Origin of the sequence: Pseudomonas sp. lyk4-TYG-107 (assembly GCF_030209055.1) — a bacterium.
GTDB classification, from domain to species: domain Bacteria; phylum Pseudomonadota; class Gammaproteobacteria; order Pseudomonadales; family Pseudomonadaceae; genus Aquipseudomonas; species Aquipseudomonas putida_A.
In genome coordinates, this window is record NZ_JARVST010000006.1 from 227,605 (window position 1) to 244,720 (window position 17,116).

General features: G+C 61.4%; 15 protein-coding genes. 8 read left to right on the forward strand and 7 right to left on the reverse strand.

The annotated features are described in order from the left end of the window. Positions 1-57: 57 nt before the first annotated feature. The 6 genes from folE2 to QRN61_RS06795 are packed head-to-tail and all read left to right on the forward strand — an operon-like array spanning position 58 to position 5,264. Positions 58-954 (forward strand): GTP cyclohydrolase FolE2, encoded by an 897-nt coding sequence (gene folE2 / locus QRN61_RS06770; RefSeq protein WP_285373455.1) that lies wholly within the window; start codon positions 58-60, stop codon positions 952-954. Continuing rightward, positions 951-1,619 (forward strand): metal ABC transporter ATP-binding protein, encoded by a 669-nt coding sequence (locus QRN61_RS06775; RefSeq protein ID WP_285373456.1) that lies wholly within the window; start codon positions 951-953, stop codon positions 1,617-1,619. The genes folE2 and QRN61_RS06775 overlap by 4 nt, the downstream gene beginning before the upstream one ends. Continuing rightward, positions 1,619-2,485 carry a metal ABC transporter permease gene (locus QRN61_RS06780; RefSeq protein ID WP_285373457.1) on the forward strand — a complete coding sequence of 289 codons (867 nt, stop codon included), beginning with the start codon at positions 1,619-1,621 and terminating at the stop codon, positions 2,483-2,485. Before QRN61_RS06775 ends, QRN61_RS06780 begins: the two co-directional genes overlap by 1 nt. 11 nt (positions 2,486-2,496) lie before the next feature. Beyond that, positions 2,497-3,372 (forward strand): metal ABC transporter substrate-binding protein, encoded by an 876-nt coding sequence (locus tag QRN61_RS06785; protein WP_097090255.1) that lies wholly within the window; start codon positions 2,497-2,499, stop codon positions 3,370-3,372. After that, the gene (locus tag QRN61_RS06790; RefSeq protein WP_183783336.1) at positions 3,369-3,929 is read left to right on the forward strand and encodes a gamma carbonic anhydrase family protein; all 561 of its coding nucleotides are present in this window, start codon (positions 3,369-3,371) and stop codon (positions 3,927-3,929) included. Before QRN61_RS06785 ends, QRN61_RS06790 begins: the two co-directional genes overlap by 4 nt. Before the next feature lie 3 nt (positions 3,930-3,932). Then, a complete protein-coding gene (locus tag QRN61_RS06795) occupies positions 3,933-5,264 on the forward strand; it encodes a dihydroorotase (protein WP_183783338.1) in 1,332 nt (443 codons plus the stop codon). Between the two features lie 82 nt (positions 5,265-5,346). Here QRN61_RS06795 and QRN61_RS06800 read toward each other — a convergent pair whose 3' ends face one another. After that, the gene (locus tag QRN61_RS06800; RefSeq protein ID WP_027610324.1) at positions 5,347-5,865 is read right to left on the reverse strand and encodes a DUF3617 domain-containing protein; all 519 of its coding nucleotides are present in this window, start codon (positions 5,863-5,865) and stop codon (positions 5,347-5,349) included. A 131-nt stretch (positions 5,866-5,996) separates the two neighbouring features. On the opposite strand from QRN61_RS06800, the gene cls reads away from it, so the two are divergent. Continuing rightward, entirely contained in the window at positions 5,997-7,436 is a 1,440-nt protein-coding gene (gene cls, locus QRN61_RS06805; protein ID WP_096795441.1) for a cardiolipin synthase, read from the forward strand. 38 nt (positions 7,437-7,474) lie between these two features. On the opposite strand, the gene cfaB is transcribed toward cls, so the two are convergent. The 5 genes from cfaB to hflK (QRN61_RS06830) form a co-directional block, all read right to left on the reverse strand. Then, positions 7,475-8,662, reverse strand: a complete 1,188-nt coding sequence (gene cfaB / locus QRN61_RS06810; RefSeq protein ID WP_183783342.1) for a C17 cyclopropane fatty acid synthase CfaB — start codon at positions 8,660-8,662, stop codon at positions 7,475-7,477. 212 nt (positions 8,663-8,874) lie between these two features. After that, positions 8,875-10,782 carry a heavy metal translocating P-type ATPase gene (locus QRN61_RS06815; RefSeq protein ID WP_285373458.1) on the reverse strand — a complete coding sequence of 636 codons (1,908 nt, stop codon included), beginning with the start codon at positions 10,780-10,782 and terminating at the stop codon, positions 8,875-8,877. Continuing rightward, the gene (gene hflK, locus QRN61_RS06820) at positions 10,779-11,840 is read right to left on the reverse strand and encodes a protease modulator HflK (RefSeq protein WP_027610320.1); all 1,062 of its coding nucleotides are present in this window, start codon (positions 11,838-11,840) and stop codon (positions 10,779-10,781) included. Before hflK (QRN61_RS06820) ends, QRN61_RS06815 begins: the two co-directional genes overlap by 4 nt. Continuing rightward, the gene (gene hflC / locus QRN61_RS06825; protein WP_027610319.1) at positions 11,837-12,883 is read right to left on the reverse strand and encodes a protease modulator HflC; all 1,047 of its coding nucleotides are present in this window, start codon (positions 12,881-12,883) and stop codon (positions 11,837-11,839) included. The genes hflK (QRN61_RS06820) and hflC overlap by 4 nt, the downstream gene beginning before the upstream one ends. Next, positions 12,880-14,844: a protease modulator HflK gene (gene hflK, locus QRN61_RS06830; protein WP_285373505.1), complete on the reverse strand. Its 1,965-nt coding sequence runs from the start codon at positions 14,842-14,844 to the stop codon at positions 12,880-12,882. The genes hflC and hflK (QRN61_RS06830) overlap by 4 nt, the downstream gene beginning before the upstream one ends. A gap of 210 nt (positions 14,845-15,054) precedes the next feature. Here hflK (QRN61_RS06830) and lpdA point away from each other — a divergent pair, with 210 nt between their 5' ends. Further along, the gene (gene lpdA / locus QRN61_RS06835; protein WP_285373459.1) at positions 15,055-16,455 is read left to right on the forward strand and encodes a dihydrolipoyl dehydrogenase; all 1,401 of its coding nucleotides are present in this window, start codon (positions 15,055-15,057) and stop codon (positions 16,453-16,455) included. 96 nt (positions 16,456-16,551) lie between these two features. Here lpdA and QRN61_RS06840 read toward each other — a convergent pair whose 3' ends face one another. Next, the gene (locus QRN61_RS06840; protein WP_141126007.1) at positions 16,552-17,025 is read right to left on the reverse strand and encodes an Lrp/AsnC family transcriptional regulator; all 474 of its coding nucleotides are present in this window, start codon (positions 17,023-17,025) and stop codon (positions 16,552-16,554) included. Between the last annotated feature and the right edge of the window lie 91 nt (positions 17,026-17,116).

Consider the following 17,116-nt stretch of genomic DNA (forward strand, 5'->3'; position numbering starts at 1 on the left):
CGTGATTTGAATTGTTATAATGTAACATCTAATTCAATCAACACGATGGTTCCGAACATGAATTCGCTGACACTTCCGGATATTTCGACTCAAGCCGCTCGGCAGGCGTTACCGCTTGATTGGGTGGGAATGTGCGGCATTGCTCTGCCTGTTTTATTGCAAGGCCAGCGTCTGAGCGCAAAAGCAGATGCAGGCGTGAGTCTCGATGATGGCGAAGCGCGCGGCATTCACATGTCGCGGCTATATCTCGCACTGGCGGCACTTGAGCGGCAGGACCTCTCTCCCTCCCTATTGCGCCAGGTTCTCGAGGAATTTCTGGTCAGCCATGACGGTTTATCCAACAGCGCCTACCTGAAAATCCACTGCGAAGTGCTGCTGAAAAGGCCCGCGTTAGTCAGCCCTCTAGCGGGTTGGAAGAGCTACCCAGTGAGCATTTCAGCGAGTCTGAAAAACCAAGTGTTCCACGTGGAACTGAAAATCGAGGTGCCCTACTCCTCAACTTGCCCCTGCTCAGCAGCGCTGGCGCGACAATTGATTCAGCAGCAATTCATCGATGATTTCGCCAACAAGCCACTGCAACATGCCGAAGTTTTGGCCTGGCTAGGATCAAGCCAAGGCATTGTCGCCACCCCGCACAGCCAACGCAGCACCGCGCAATTGCATATGCACCTCGACGAGTTCATCGACGAGCTTCCCCTGAGTGTGATCATCAATGACGCCGAAGCGGCGCTCGGCACCGCCGTGCAAACCGCCGTGAAACGCGCCGACGAGCAAGCCTTCGCGTTGGCCAATGGACAGAACCTGATGTTCTGCGAAGACGCCGCGCGACGACTTAATCTGGCTCTGCGCCGCTCCCCCGGCGTCAGCGGATTCCACCTGCGAGTGATCCACGCCGAAAGCCTGCACGCCCACGACGCGGTCGCCGAAAGCCACTGGCATCGAGAACTCCAATGATCCGTTGCCACACCCTGAGTTGGGGCGCACCCGGCCAACCACTGACTTCGCCACTGACCCTCTCGCTGGAACACGGCAGCCTCGGCGCCATCATCGGCGCCAACGGCTGCGGTAAGAGCAGCCTGTTGAAAGTCATCGCCGGATTGCAGAAGCCGTTATCGGGAAAGGTCGCACTGGGTGTTCCACGTCAGGGCGGTTTTGCGTTCCTGCCGCAACAGCAACACCTCGACCGGCAGTTCCCCATCAGCCTCGAAGAACTGGTAGCCGCGGGTTTCTGGGGGCGTCGATTGTCGACGCAACTGCGCGCACAACGACTCGTCAACGCCCTGGAAAATTGGCACTTGAGCGGATTGGAAAAGCGCCCGCTGATGGCTCTTTCCGGTGGCGAGTTGCAACGTGCCCTGCTCGCCCGTTTGAGTCTAACCGACGCCCCATTGCTACTCCTCGACGAACCCCACGCAGCACTCGATGAACTGGGCCAGCAGTTACTCTGGCAACACATCCATGCCTGGCACTCCGAAGGACGAACACTGCTGATGGTCTGCCATGACCTCGCCGCCGTCCGCCAACACATCCCGCAGACACTGCTGATCAAAAACCGCGAATGCCTGTTCGGACCCAGTGCCGAACTGATTCAGCAAACACCCAATATGCAGGTGGCCTGATGCTCACCGTCGCCCACCTCTGGCAACCGTTCAGCGAGTTCGTGTTCATGCGCCGAGCGCTGCTCGGCGGACTGGTATTGGCCTGCAGCACAGCGCCACTTGGCGTGTTTCTGATCCTGCGGCGCATGAGCCTGATCGGTGACGCCGTTGCCCACGGTATCCTTCCCGGCGCGGCATTGGGCTTCTGGCTCGCCGGTCTGAGTCTGCCCGCGTTGACCTTCGGTGGTCTGGGCGCCGGCCTGGGCATGGCCGGTCTCGCCGCCTGGATTACCCGTCGCACCGGCCTGCGCGAAGACGCCAGCCTCGCCGCGATCTACCCGATCTCGCTCGCCAGTGGCGTGCTGATTCTTGGCATCGCCGGCAAGCGCCTCGACTTGCTGCACTTGCTGTTCGGCTCAGCGCTCGCCGTCGACGGTCCGACCCTCAATGGAATGTTGTGGGTGTCGGGACTGAGTCTGGTCGCCATGGCCTTGATCTACAAACCGCTGCTGCTCGATACCCTCGATCCTCTATTCCTGCAAACCGTCAGCCGTCTCGGTCCACTCGCCCACGGCGTGTTCCTGACCTTGGTGGTGCTCAATCTGGTGATCGGTTTCCAGGCCATCGGCGCCTTGATGGTGGTCGGCCTGATGATGCTGCCCGCCGCCGCATCACGGTTCTGGAGTCGTCGCCTGCCGAGCCTGATTGCCATCTCGGCGCTTATCGGCTGCCTCTCGGTGTGGTGCGGATTGTTGATCTCGTTCTACTACTCGCTGCCGAGCGGTCCGGCGATCGTGCTGGTCGCGGGTATCGGTTATCTGCTGTCCGTGGTGTTCGGGCCGGTGCACGGCTTGTTGCGCCGCCCGCCTTTGCTCACATCCCAATGAGGTGTTTCCCGATGCGCGCTCTACTCGTGTTGTTCAGCTTGCTGCTGTCGATGTCGTTATCGGCGGCGGAAAAATTGCCGGTGGTCACCAGCTTCAGCATCCTCGCCGACATGGTTCACCAGGTGGGTGGCGAGCATATCCAGATCACCAACATGGTCGGCCCGGACGCCGACGCACACACCTATGAACCGACGCCTGATGATGCCAAAGCGCTGCTCAAAGCCAAACTGATTATCAAGAATGGCCTGGGTTTCGAGCCATGGCTCGATCGCCTGGTGACCAGCACCGAGACCAAAGCCCCCGTCATCAATGCCAGTCATGGCGTAATTCCACGCTCGCTGGTGGAAGACGGCGAGACCATTCCCGACCCGCACGCCTGGCACAACCTGGCCAATACCGAACTGTACATCGCCAACATCACCAAGGCGCTGATCGCCGCTGATCCGGCGAACAAGGCCGACTACCAACGCAACAGCCAGACCTACCTGAAACAGATCTACGCCCTGCTCGCCGAAGCCAAGGCCAAGCTCGGCTCGCTGCCACCGGGCAATCGCAAGATCGTCACCAGCCACGATGCCTTCGGTTATCTCGGGCAGGCCTACGGCATCGACTTCATGGCGCCGCAAGGTCTGTCCACAGAGCGTGAACCGTCAGCCGCCGAAGTCGCCGCACTGATTACCCAAATCCGTCAGGCCAAGGTCAAAGCGGTGTTCATGGAAAACATCAAGGACGCGCGCCTGCTCAAGCAGATCGCCGACGAAAGCGGCGCACACATCGGCGGCACCCTTTACTCCGATGCCCTCGCCGCCAGTGGCCCGGCCAGCACCTTTACCGGACTGTTCGAATACAACCTCAACACTCTTTACAACGCGCTGAGCCAACCATGATCCGCAAGAATCCTTCCGGCGATCTGCCGCAAATTGCCGAGTCGGCCTACGTCGACAAAACCGCGATCATCTGCGGCAAGGTGGTCGTTGGCGAGAACGTGTTCGTCGGCCCCTACGCAGTGATCCGCGCCGATGAAGTAGACGCTTCAGGTGCGATGGAGCCGATCACCATCGGCGCCAATTCGAACATCCAGGACGGCGTGGTGATCCATTCCAAATCCGGCGCCGCGGTGACCATCGGCGAATTCACCTCGATCGCTCACCGCTCGATCGTGCACGGCCCGTGCGTAGTCGGCGACCGGGTGTTCATCGGCTTCAACAGCGTGCTGTTCAATTGCGTGGTCGGTGACGGCTGTGTGGTGCGGCACAACTCGGTGGTCGATGGCCGCGATTTGCCGGGTGCGTTCTACGTACCCTCCACCACCCGCATCGGCCCCAATACCGACCTCTCGCAGTTCCCGCCGGTGAGTGTCAGCGCCTCGGAGTTTTCCGAAGACGTGGCACGCACCAATGTCGATCTGGTACGCGGCTACAAAGCCTTGCAGAACGAGTTCTGAATCATGAGCAGCGTGCTGATTCGCAACGCCAGACTGGTCAATGAAGGACGCGAGTTCGACGGTGATCTGCTGGTCAGCCATGGCCGCATCGTCAAGATCGCGCGCAGCATCGACGGTGAAAATGCCCGTGTGGAAATCGACGCCAATGGCCAATGGCTGTTGCCGGGGATGATTGATGACCAGGTGCATTTTCGCGAGCCGGGGGCGCCGGCCAAGGGCTGCATCCACACCGAGTCGCGCGCAGCGGTGGCGGGCGGCATCACCAGTTTCATGGACATGCCCAACACCCAGCCGCCCACCCTCACCCTCGAAGCGATGGCGGATAAAAAGCGTCGGGCGGCAATTAACTCCGTGGCCAACTACGGCTTTCACTTTGGCGTGAGCCAGGACAACCTCGACACCGTCGCCGCGCTCAACCCCTGCGAAGTGGCCGGGGTCAAAGTGTTCATGGGTGCCTCCACCGGCAATATGTTGGTGGACGATCCGAGAACGCTTGAGCGTTTATTCGCCGAAGTGCCGACGATACTGCTGGCGCATTGCGAACACACGCCGAGCATCGAGGCCAATGCAACACGTCTGCGCGAACGTCTTGGCGAACACCTGCCCGCGAATATCCATGCACTGATTCGCGATGCCGAGGCTTGCTACCGCTCCTCTTCGTTGGCAGTGGAACTGGCCAGGCGTCACGGCACCCGCCTGCACGTTTTGCATCTGACCACCGCTCGCGAACTCGAGTTGTTCGAGGACAAGCCGCTCGCCCAGAAACACATCACGGCCGAAGTCTGCCTGCATCATCTGCTATTCGATGACCGCGACTATCCGGCCCTCGGCAACCTGATCAAATGCAACCCGGCGATCAAGACACAAGCCGACCGAGACGCGCTCCGTCAGGCCTTGTTGAGCAATCGACTGGATGTGATCGGCAGCGATCACGCGCCACATACCTGGGCAGAAAAACAGCGCCCGTATGCCGATGCGCCGTCCGGTTTACCGCTGGTGCAACACGCTTTGCCGGCACTGCTGGAGCTGGTGGCCGATGGCGTGCTGCCGATCACCACGTTGGTGGCGAAGACCAGCCATCGGGTGGCGGATCTGTTTGCGATTCCGGATCGAGGTTATTTGCGCGAGGGGTATTGGGCGGATCTGGTGCTGGTTGAGCCTGTGGCTCTTGAAGTGTCGCGGCAACCGATTCTGTCGCAATGCGGGTGGACGCCGTTTGCTGACAAGACTTTTCGCTATCGGGTGAATACCACGTTGGTGTCGGGGCAGATTGCCTGGCGAGAGCAGCGTATCAACGAAGGATGTCAGGGGCTGGCGCTGCGATTCATGCGGTGACAACCAAGACGCCTTCGCGAGCAAGCCCGCTCCCACAAGGATTGTGCTGTCCCCTGTGGGAGCGGGCTTGCTCGCGAAGCTTTTAAGCTCTTGGCTTCACAGTGCCGCAATCCTGACCCAACCACACCGCACGGGTTTCCAGGCTGCCCTTCTGGTTGATCCCGATGGCGTTGAACGTGCCGTTGGCCACCGTGGTGAACTCACGATCACTGAGGAACGTGGCAACCCCGGTGCCTTGCGCTTTCGGGCAGCTGAAGCGGAATTTCCACTGGTTGCCGGTGCGCTCGGTGATCTGCTGTTTGCAGCCCGACTGCGGATCGGCCAAGGGAATATCGTTGGTCGCCACTTGCTGCGGCGTCAGGCAGGCACGAATGCCCTTGCCGCCGATGTTGATTCCGTTCTTTTCCAGCGCCGCGCGCTGTTGCGGGGTCATCTGGCCTTGCAACTGGCCAAGAATCGATTGCACATCCATGGGCTGGTCATCGACCTTGACGTTGCTTGAGGTCATTTCCCATAGCCCCGGCTGCAGCATTTGCGCCTGCGCAACCACCGGCATTGCCAAACCCAGGCCCAGCGCCAAACCCAGCAGACGAACGTTCATCGAAAAACTCCTGATCAGTAGTGGCCGTTAGACGTCGGCCGATTGCTTCGGTTCATGCACCAATTAAATAGCGACATTCGCCTCGGAACATGGTCTGTTACGCATTGAGTCTTCAGGAGCAAGGCTGCCCCATGGATTATTTTGGACCGCACATTTTCGGTTATCTGATCGCCCTGATACATAGCCTCGGCTTGATCGCCGCCATCCATGCGGTGCTGACCGTACGCACCGCCCAAGGCTCGATCGCCTGGGCATTGTCGCTTATTTTCATTCCCTACCTGACCCTCATCCCTTATCTGGTTTTCGGCCGCAGCACCTTCGACGGCTATATCAAGGCGCGGCGTCAAGCCAACGAACAGATGCGTCAGGCGATCTCCGAGTTGAACTGGCGCCCGTGGGTTGAAGAAGCCCTCACCGCCCGCGCCTCGAAGGCCTACGCCTCGCTGCGCGCCATGCCCAAACTGGGACGCATGCCGTGCCTGGCGAACAACCAGGTGCAACTGCTGGTGAATGGCCACGCGACCTTCGAGGCGATCTTCCACGCCATCGATCAAGCGCGCGAAGCCGTACTGGTACAGTTTTTCATCATCCATGACGACCGCCTCGGTCAGCGCCTGCGCGATCTGTTGCTGAAGAAAGCGGCTGAGGGCGTGGCGATTCATCTGCTCTACGACCGGATCGGCAGCCACGCCCTGCCCCACAGTTATGTGCAGGCGCTGCGCGATGGCGGTGTCGAGGTCAAAGCCTTCGCCACACGCAGCGGCTGGCTCAATCGCTTCCAGGTGAATTTCCGCAACCACCGCAAAATCGTCGTGGTCGATGGCGTACTCGGCTTCGTCGGCGGGCATAACGTCGGCGATGAATACATGGGCGCGAAACCGCCCCTGGCGCCGTGGCGCGATACCCATGTTCAGGTGCGCGGGCCGGTGGTGGCCTGCATGCAGGAGTCGTTTGCCGAGGACTGGTTCTGGGCAGCACGGACGTTGCCACCGCTGATCCTGCCGGATGTCTACCCGGAAGATGGCGTGCTCTGCCAATTGCTGGCGAGCGGCCCGGCGGATGCCTACGAAACCTGTTCACTGTTCTTCGTCGAAGCCATCCACGCGGCGACGGAACGAGTGTGGATCACCAGCCCCTACTTCATTCCCGATGAAGCCGTGTTCGCCGCGTTGCGCCTGGCGGTGCTGCGCGGCGTCGACGTGCGCCTGCTGCTGCCCTCACGCCCTGATCACCGCATCGTCTACGCCGCGTCCAGCCTGTATGCGTTTGAAGCGGTGCGTGCCGGCGTGCGGGTATTCCGCTACGAGCCGGGGTTCCTGCATCAGAAAGTGGTGTTGATTGACAGCGAAATCAGCGCCATCGGCAGCGCCAATCTGGACAACCGCTCGTTCCGGCTGAATTTCGAAGTGATGCTGCTGACCGTCGACAGCGAGTTCGCCGCCCACGTGGAACAGATGCTCAACGAAGACTTCGAGCAGGCTTATGAAGTCGCCAAAGAAGAAAGCCGGGAGATCCACCGCCTGCAACAGCTCGGCATGCGGATCGCCCGGCTTATTTCACCGATTCTTTAACCGGCCGCTCGCTCGAACGAGCGAACGGTCGTCAGGCCTCAGGGGTGATAAATGTCGTCGCGGGTCCAGGGCAGTTCATGGCTGCCATCCGGATGCGCCTTCACCGCAAGAATCTGGTGCAGGTTGATCCAGCCACGCGCGAACGCGTAGGCACATCCAGCCAGATACAGCCGCCAGATACGCAACGCCTGATCCGGTACCAGTTTCCCGGCCGCTTCGAGGTTGTCCTCAAGACGCTCGCTCCAGTGATCCAGCGTACGTGCGTAATGCAGGCGCAGGCTTTCGACGTCGACGATCTCCAGTCCGGCTTCGCTGATCTCGGCCGAGATCATCGCCAGGTGCGGCAGCTCGCCGTTGGGGAACACGTATTTCTCGATGAAGTCGCCAGCGCCGCGTCCTACCGGACGACCATCGGTGTGTTTGGCGGTGATGCCGTGATTCATCACCAGACCGCCCTCCTTCACTGCACCGAACAGGACTTTGCAGTATTCAGCGAGGTTGGCGTGACCGACGTGTTCGAACATGCCGACGCTGACTACCTTGTCGAAACGCCCGTCCTGCGGCAGATCGCGGTAGTCGAGCAATTGCAGCTCAACCTGATCTTCCAGGCCCTCGGCCTTGACCCGCTCCCGGGCCAGTTCCAGCTGTTCCTTGCTCAAGGTGATGCCGAACACTTTGGCGCCGAATTCACGTGCCGCGTAACGCGCCAGACCACCCCAGCCGCAACCGACATCCAGCAGGTAATCACCCGGCTGCAAACGCAGCTTGCGACACAGATGTCGGAACTTGGCCTGCTGTGCCTGTTCCAGAGTTTCGCTGCCGGTTTCGAAATACGCGCAGGAATACGCCATGTCGCTGTCCAGCCACAGCTGATAGAACGCGTTGGACAGGTCGTAGTGATAGGAAATGGCTTTGGCGTCGGTTTCCTTGTCGTGCACTGCACGCACCGGCTGAGCGCCTTCGTCTTCATCAAGCAAGGCACTGCTCAATTCGTCGCAGACCCGGATGACCTCGCTGATCGAGCCCTCCAGTTCCAGCCTGCCTTCGACAAACGCCGCCCCCAGCGCGTCGAGACTCGGATGGGTGAACTGGGTGACCATCGTCGGGTCCTTGACCACAATGGTGACACTGGGCGTCGGCCCCAGGTTGAACTCATGACCATCCCAGAGTCGCAAGCGAAGCGGAAGCTGCAGATTCTGTAAGGCCGGTGGAAGTTGCGCGAGCATGGAAAATCCCCCCTTGTTTCAGACGTCAGATCTGAGGGTAGACCATCCTTGAAAAATAGCAGGCTATCGATTTAATTAGCCGAGACTATCGTTCCAGGCGCTCCTGCATGCCGTCATGCACCCACTACTGCTTTAGCCCAGGTAACGGCGTGAAGTGTGCGCCCTCTCCATAGATGACTGCCTATTCGGCGCACAGTTCGCTGAAACTCACTTCAGTGATCATCCTTGAGCTTGAGCAATGGCTCCTGAAACCGCAGCAGCCGTCCGGCATTGCCCAACACCAGCAGCGTGCTGAGGTTGTGCAGCAGCGCGGCGATCATCGCTCCGGCCGCGCCGAGCCAGCCGAACGCCGCAAACACCACGATCGCCAGGGTCCAGCCCAGACCGATGATCACGTTGACCTGCAAGGTTCGACGGCACTGACGACTCAGCCGCACACAGGTGCCCAGACGGCGCAGATCGCTGCCGATCAACACGATATCCGCCGAGGCCAGCGCGATGTCGGCACCGCCGGCGCCCATCGCCACACCCACCACCCCGGCCTTGAGCGCCAGCGAATCATTGATGCCGTCACCCACCACCATCGGCCGGAAACCGTTGTCGATTTCCTTGAGCACGCGGTTGAGCTTGTCCTCAGGCAGCGCCTGCGCTTCCACCTCTGGCAGGCCGACCTCCCGGGCCAGGGTCTGCGCAACACTCTGGCGGTCGCCGGTCAGCAGCAACTGGCGACCCAGACCGAGCTCGCGCAATTCGCTGAGGGCAAAGCGAGCTTCCGGTTTGACGCTGTCGGCCAGCAACAGCCAGGCGACAAATTCGCCGTTCAGTGCCAATCCGGCAATCGGCCCGTCGTGCTCGGGAACGATGGTAGTGACGATGCCCAGTTGCGCGAACAGTTCGGGACGCCCCAGCGCCGCCTCGCCCTGCGTGGTCATGGCGACCACCCCAAGACCCTGACGCTCGTGAATATCTGTTAGCGGCAGGCTCTGCTCTTGACTCACCAGCCCCGCCAACGCCCGGCTGACAGGATGACTGCTGGCCGCACCGAGACTGGCGGCCAGCGCCATCACCGAGGCCTGATCCAGACGCGGGCTGCTGATCGATTGCAAACGCAAGGTGCCGTAAGTCAGCGTGCCGGTCTTGTCGACCACCAGTGATGTGAGGTCTGCCAACTCCTCAAGGAACGCCGAGCTGCGGATCAGAATACCGTGGCGCGCCGCCACCGCCACTCCGGCAATTGCTGTGGCCGGTGCCGACAGCACCAAAGCGCAAGGACATGCGGCTACCAGCACCGCGAGCATCGCTTGCGCATCATGGGTGACAAACCAGGTCACCGCCGCCAACAGCAACACCAGCACCATGTAGCTGCCGGCATAACGTTCAAGCAGACGGGTGATCGGCGGCTTCGAACGCTCGGCGTTCTGCATCAGCGCGATGACTTTGCCCAGCGTCGATTGATCACCGGTGCGGGTCACCTCAATGCGCAGCAAGCCATCGAGGTTGATCGCGCCGCCAAACACCGTCATGCCCACTGCCGTTTCCACTGGCACCGACTCGCCGGTAATCGACGCCGTGTCGAGGCTGGCTTGGCCGAACAACACCCGACCATCCGCGGGCACACGATCCCCGGCGCGCACCTCGACCGTGTCACCGGGTTGGAGGGTGCCGTTATCGACTTCGATGATCGAGCCGTCCGCCTGAATCTTGCGCGCGTGACTGCGGGTCAATTGGCCGAGAGCGTGAATCGCTTCCTGCGAGCCGATCACGCTGCGCTCTTCCAGCACGTGGCCGAAGATCATAATGATCGGCAGCAACGCGGCGGTCAGCAGATCGCCGGTTGCCCAGGCACCGAGCATCGCCAGGGCAATCAGTTGATCGGTGATGCCGTGCAGGCTCGGATAACGCAAGCTGTACCAAGCAGAGCGCATCACCGGCACCGCTACTAATAAAGAGGCGAAACCCAGCAGCAACTGACTGACACCGGTTTGCTCCGGCACCATCCAGCGCCAGATCAAACCAAGGCCGAGCAAGCCCAAGGCGAGCATTGCCAAAGTCAATTGGCGAGCAGCGCGGCGCTGTTCGGCCGAGGACAACAGGCTCGGTGCAGCGGTGGTCGCAGTCATTTACTGGCTCCCTGAATGATCAGGCGGGAATCGTCTTTCGGATCGACCGTGGTCACCGAACCGGCCTGACCAAGAATTTTCGGCATGCGTTCGCGGTACAGCCGCAGGAGCATCTGCGGGTCGGTGCCTTGTTGTTGCGCCTTGGCCAGGCTCATGACCGTGGCAGTGTCGGCAGAGGCTTTGGCCAAGCGTTCGCCTGCCTGTGCATGGGCCACTTGCAGCGTGCGGTCGGCTTGCTCGTTCGCAGTCTGGGTGAGTTTTTCCGCCTCGGTGCGTGCATTGGCGACGGCTTTGTCGGCTTGCTGACTGGCGGTCAATACCGCATTGAAGGCGCTGACGGCCGGATCCGGCAGACTCGACTGCACGTCGACCCGCGCCACTTCGATGCCGATGCCCTGCCCACTCGCCTTCAACTCAGCCAGACGCTGGTTGATGCCTTGCACCAGATCACCGCGCAGACGCTCGCGTCGTTCGGCGGCCTGATTATCGGCACCGATCAACTCGGGCCGAGCGACCAGAATCGTATCCAGATCCCGAGCAGCGGTCAGGGCCACAGCGCTGCGGGTGACCAGCCGATCCAGTGCTGGCAGCACATGATCACCCTGCAGCACGAAGTCATAGGGATCGCTGACTTTGTAAAACACCCGCACATCCAGTTGCACCACGCCGGCGTCGCCGGTCAGCAGATAGCCGGAACCGGCCAGTGCATCGCTCAGTGGCGTGGCGAAGGTTGCTACACGATCAGCCTTGATCGCCTCACTGCTGCGCAGCAGGTTTTCCACTCGGCGTTCGATGACCCGATCCGCTGCCGGCAGCAAAACCACCTGCTCGAACGGCTGCGGCCAAGCCAGCAACAGCCCGGCATTCTGGACGCGGTGCAGTGCGCCAAAGTGCAAGACCACCGCGCGATTTTGCGGATCAATCTGCCGCACATTGGAAAACGCCCACGCCAACGCAGCCAATACCGTTACCGCATATAAGGCGAAAAACGCCAGGCGTCCGGCCTGAATCCACGGACTGCTCAACGAATGTGTTCCACGTGGAACTTCATCACTCATGGCTGCGATCCGGATTTGTTTTCAACAGTCGGCGGGCCGTCCACCAGCACGCGGAATGGCGCGGCGTCGGTGCGCAGGATCAGCTTGGTGTCCGGCGTAACGATGGTGCCAAGGGTATCGAGTGAGCGCAGCAGGTTGTACAGCTGCGGCGAGCCAGCATAGGCACGGCCGTAGATTTGCGCGGCTTCGACCCGCGACTGTGCTTCGATTTCTGCGGCCTTCACCGTGGCATCGGCCTGGACAATTCGCGCATCGCGCTCGGCCGCAGAACGGATCTGCGCGGCTTCTCGCTTGCCGATGGCGGTGCGTTCGGTGGCGATTGTTTCACGCTCGGCGCGCATCCGATCAACCGTGGCCGTGAGCGTGACCGAAGGCAAGGTCAGGCGTTCGATGCCCACCTGAACCACACGCACGCCGTAGGTGGCCAGCAACTGCTGGTCGATCTGCTGACGCAGTTGCGCTTCGAAATCGGCGATACGCACTTTGCTGGCATCGGTATTCACCAGATCCGCCAGGTCGAAACTGCTGGCGGTGGTTTCCAGCGCCGAACCAACAAAGGTGCGAATCTGCCGCGCCGCTTCGTCCGGCTGGTTCTGCACCGCGCGCATGAAACGCTGCACATTGTCCGGGTCGCCCTGCACCTGCCACGCCACGTAGGCCTGAACGATGATGCGCAAACCGTCGCGGGTGCCGACATCCTGCAAACCACTCGAGGTGGTACGCAGGCGCAGATCCACCGGGATCGCCGCTTCGAACGGCGCCGGCCAGCGCCAGCTCAAACCCGGCTCAAGCAGCACCCGCGACGGATTACCGAAACGGGTGATGACGGTGGCCTCGCCCGAGCGCACCTGAACCAGGCTTGCCGCCGCGATGGCAAACCCCACCAGCAACAGCGCCCAGCCCATGCGCCGCCACGGGAGCGGCCCCGCCTCTTCCGGCGCTCCGTGGTGATGGTGATGATGCCCATGATGATGGTGATGCCCGGCATGGCCGTGATCGTGGCCGCTGTGGTCATGGGAATCGTGAGAGTGCGACTGGCTCAAGGGGCAACTCCTGGTTGAGCGGTGGTGCGCGCAGGCGTCGGATCAGCCGGCAGCGTAAACGTACGCAGATCGATGGTCGGCGCATTGCTGCTGCCGCCTAAACGGTGGTCGAGTACCAACAATTTGGCCTTGTTCAGACCCATGCTGAGCTGATTCAGATATTGCTCAAGCACGAACGCCTGGCCAGCGCTGGAATAGGCTTTCTGCTCAGCCTTGAATTTCAGATCCGCCGCCTGCGCGGTGGCGTTGATTTCACGGGCGCTGGCACTCGCCTGATCGCGGGCCAGGCTGGCCTGCAACTGCGCCTGATTACTGGCTTCTGCCGCAGCGCCGCGTTCACGGGAGATCAACGCCTGCGCGCCGATCTGTGCTGCTTGCACGCTGTGATAAGCATTAGCCGCACCGGCTGGCGGGTGAATCGCTTCGACCACGGTGGCGAGAATCTCCACACCGCTGTCGAGTTTCTGTAGATCACCTTGCACTGCGCGGCCGATTTCTTCGCCCAGCCCTACCCGGTCAGCGCCGAGCAAACCGTCGAGGGTGCGCGAGGCAAAATCGTGCACCAGAATCCGGCTCGCGGTGCTGCGAATCAGCGTCGGCACATCAGCGTTGTTGTAAGTGGCGGCCAAGGCATCCTGATCACGCAGACCAATGCGATAAACGAAGCGCACGTCCATGTTGACGATCTGAAAGCTCTGCTGATCGCCACGGCTGCTGGCGATCACCTGGGATTTGTCGTTGACGTGGCTGGCATCCCACAAGCGGTTGGCGGTCATCGGCGCCGGGCCTTCGGCGGGGTCAGCCTGTGTCGGCGCCGGAGCATCGCCGACGCTGGTTGCCAACTCGTGCACCACGCCGTTCTCGACGCTTAATACACGGCCCAACGGCCACGGCAGACCGGCGTGCAATCCCGGACCGAACACTTGCACCGGCTTGCCGAAGCGCTCGTAGATACCGCGCCCTTGCAGCGGGATTTCGTGGATACCGGTCAGCAACCAGCCGACCGCAGCGACCAGCGCCAGTACCGGCAGGAAGGCCCGGCGCATATAGCTGAACGCCCAGATCTGGCGCAGATCGATGCCGAAACGGTTGTGCAATTCATGCTGCAAGGCGAGCAACGGCTGCGGTGGCCAGCGCAGCATATCGGCAACAAAACTGCGCGCCAGCAGGGTCGGTTCGAGCTGCTCGCGTCGAGGGCTGAACACCGATAGAAATGCGCGCAATAGCAACTCGATCGCGACGAATGCCGGCAAGATCCCGATCAACACCGCAAGCCGTACTGGCCACACCGACGCCTCGCTGGCGAACAGCAGGCACAACGCGCCCAGCACCAGGCTGATGATCGCCACTCGCGCCAGTTGCGCGAGGGACCCGGCTTCCGGCCATTGCGCCGGACTCTCCTGAGCCAGTTGCCGCTCCAGCACCAGCAGGCCGAAACCCAGCAGCAACATCAGCGCCGCGCCCACCGTGGCCGACAACCCGACCGCAGCGGCAGGCAATGCCAGATTCCACACCTGCCCGACGGCGAGCACCACCAGTACTGACCAGCCGCCCAGCCACAACGTGGCCGCGCCAATCTGACCGAGCAGGTGCAGACCACGCTGACTCAATCGCTCCAGCAGCCGTTCGTACCAGCCATCTGGCGCTACTGGCTCCAGCTCCTCGGTCAGCGCCACCGATATCGGCGGGTCAATCACCCCTGCACGCCATTGCGTCACCCACCACGCCGACTGCAAGCCGGCGACCAGCACCAGCAAAGCCGCGCCCAAATTCACCAACAAGGCCGGCCATATCGATTGCGCGGCAAACAGTTCGACAAACAGCGCCAGCAGCCACCCTGCCCCGGCCAATCCGCCGAGACCGATGGCCAGACGACGCAAACGTCGCCCCTGCGTGGACGCTTGTTGAAAGCGCGGCAACCCGGTCACTTGCGTGCCATCGACATCCAGATCGACTTGCATATCACCCCAAAGCCATTGATTCACCGGTCTTATCGTTACGATATAACGAAAAGCGTGAAATATTCGTACACAAATTCGCTTATCTAAAGATGCGCAACCTGTCGCTTGCCTGAAGCCTTGACCGAAATGTCCGGAAACGCACATATTACGTTCGTAATTTTATCGACCGACTACTTTTAGCGATCCGCATCCCCAACGAGGAGCAACAGCATGAGCAACTACGACGTGGTCATTCTGGGCGGCGGCCCCGGTGGTTATAACGCGGCGATCCGCGCCGGCCAGCTGGGCCTGAAGGCAGCCTGCGTGGAAGGCCGCGCCACCCTCGGCGGCACTTGCCTGAACGTCGGCTGCATGCCGTCCAAGGCCCTGCTGCATGCCTCGGAGCTGTACGACGCGGCCATGGGTGCGGAATTCGCCAACCTCGGGATCGAGGTCAAACCCACGCTCAACCTCGCGCAAATGATGAAACAGAAAGACGAGAGCGTCAGCGGCCTGACCAAAGGCATCGAGTTTCTGTTTCGCAAAAACAAGGTCGACTGGATCAAAGGCTGGGGTCACATCGACGGCCCGGGCAAAGTCACGGTGACCGACGATCAAGGCAACAAAACCGAGCTGAGCGCCAAGGACATCATCATCGCTACCGGCTCCGAACCCACGCCCCTGCCCGGCGTCGAGATCGACAATCAACGCATCCTCGACTCCACCGGCGCGCTGTCGCTGGGTGAAGTGCCCAAGCATCTGGTAGTAATCGGCGCCGGGGTGATCGGCCTGGAGCTGGGTTCGGTCTGGCGCCGCCTCGGCGCCCAAGTGACGGTGGTCGAATACCTCGACCGCATCTGCCCGGGTGTTGATGGCGAGGCCGGCAAAACCTTGCAGCGTGCGCTGAGCAAGCAAGGCATCAGCTTCAAGCTAAGTTCCAAAGTTACCAGCGCCACGACTTCGGCCAATGGCGTGCAGCTCAGCGTCGAACCCGCCGCCGGTGGCAGCGCCGAGTTACTGGAAGCCGACTACGTGCTGGTCGCGATCGGCCGGCGCCCGTACACCAAAGGCCTGGGCCTGGAGAACGTCGGTCTGAGCACCGACAAGCGCGGCATGCTCGCCAACCGCCAGCACCGTACCGAAGCCTCCGGCGTCTGGGTAATCGGTGACGTGACATCCGGGCCGATGCTCGCGCACAAGGCCGAAGACGAAGCGATGGCCTGCGTGGAACAGATCGTCGGCAAGGCCGGCGAGGTCAATTACGGGCTGATCCCCAATGTCATCTACACCCGGCCCGAGCTGGCCAGCGTCGGCAAGACCGAGGAGCAGCTCAAGGCTGAAGGGCGCACCTATAAAGTCGGTAAATTCCCGTTCACCGCCAACAGCCGGGCCAAGATCAACCATGAGACCGAAGGCTTCGCCAAAGTCCTCGCCGACGAACGCACGGACGAGATCCTCGGCGTGCACCTGGTCGGACCGAGCGTCAGTGAAATGATCGGTGAATACTGCGTGGCCATGGAGTTCAGTGCGTCTGCCGAAGATATCGCGCTGACTTGCCATCCGCACCCGACCCGCTCCGAGGCGCTGCGTCAGGCGGCGATGAATGTCGAGGGGATGGCGACGCAGATGTAACCATCGACCGCCAACCTCTTCGCGAGCAGGCTCGCTCTCACATTCGATCACATTCCAATGTGGGAGCGAGCCTGCTCGCGAAAGGAGCAACCCGCTCTACAGCGGAAGATGCCCCAACGGCAACGCCCCCGGCGTCTTCACCGTGTGAATCGCAAAGTTGCTGCGAATGTCACTCACCCCCGGCAGCTTCAGCAGGCAGCCGCTGAGAAAGCGGTCGTATGCGCGCAGGTCCGGCACCACCACCTGCAACAGAAAGTCCGACTCCCCCGACACCAGAAACGCCGAGATCACTTCCGGCAGCGCCGTGACCGCTGTGTAAAAGGCTTCGGCCTGCTCATCGTTGTGGCGCTCGACCTTGACCCCGACAAACACCGTCAGCCCCAGTCCCACTTCATCGCGATCGAGGTTGGCCTGGTAGCCACGAATCACCCCGGCCTCCTCCAGCATCCGCACCCGGCGCAAGCAAGGTGACGCCGACAGGCCGATCTCGTCCGCCAGCTCGACATTGCTCAGCCGTCCGTTACGCTGCAAGGCAGCGAGAATCTTGCGATCAAAAGCGTCGAGTTTCATCTTTGGCAGATCCTGCTGGTCAAGGCACAAAAAGAAAGCAGGTTATGCCAATCCCAAGGGTTTTTGAAGCTGACTTCGCAAGCACCTGCCC

Coding starts and splice junctions, on each gene's coding strand:
- QRN61_RS06815 (WP_285373458.1), bottom strand. CDS start 10,782: ATGACTGCGACCACCGCTGCACCGAGCCTGTTGTCCTCGGCCGAACAG.
- lpdA (WP_285373459.1), top strand. CDS start 15,055: ATGAGCAACTACGACGTGGTCATTCTGGGCGGCGGCCCCGGTGGTTAT.
- QRN61_RS06840 (WP_141126007.1), bottom strand. CDS start 17,025: ATGAAACTCGACGCTTTTGATCGCAAGATTCTCGCTGCCTTGCAGCGT.
- folE2 (WP_285373455.1), top strand. CDS start 58: ATGAATTCGCTGACACTTCCGGATATTTCGACTCAAGCCGCTCGGCAG.
- hflK (WP_027610320.1), bottom strand. CDS start 11,840: ATGAGTGATGAAGTTCCACGTGGAACACATTCGTTGAGCAGTCCGTGG.
- QRN61_RS06775 (WP_285373456.1), top strand. CDS start 951: ATGATCCGTTGCCACACCCTGAGTTGGGGCGCACCCGGCCAACCACTG.
- QRN61_RS06795 (WP_183783338.1), top strand. CDS start 3,933: ATGAGCAGCGTGCTGATTCGCAACGCCAGACTGGTCAATGAAGGACGC.
- QRN61_RS06780 (WP_285373457.1), top strand. CDS start 1,619: ATGCTCACCGTCGCCCACCTCTGGCAACCGTTCAGCGAGTTCGTGTTC.
- hflK (WP_285373505.1), bottom strand. CDS start 14,844: ATGCAAGTCGATCTGGATGTCGATGGCACGCAAGTGACCGGGTTGCCG.
- QRN61_RS06800 (WP_027610324.1), bottom strand. CDS start 5,865: ATGAACGTTCGTCTGCTGGGTTTGGCGCTGGGCCTGGGTTTGGCAATG.
- QRN61_RS06785 (WP_097090255.1), top strand. CDS start 2,497: ATGCGCGCTCTACTCGTGTTGTTCAGCTTGCTGCTGTCGATGTCGTTA.
- cls (WP_096795441.1), top strand. CDS start 5,997: ATGGATTATTTTGGACCGCACATTTTCGGTTATCTGATCGCCCTGATA.
- QRN61_RS06790 (WP_183783336.1), top strand. CDS start 3,369: ATGATCCGCAAGAATCCTTCCGGCGATCTGCCGCAAATTGCCGAGTCG.
- cfaB (WP_183783342.1), bottom strand. CDS start 8,662: ATGCTCGCGCAACTTCCACCGGCCTTACAGAATCTGCAGCTTCCGCTT.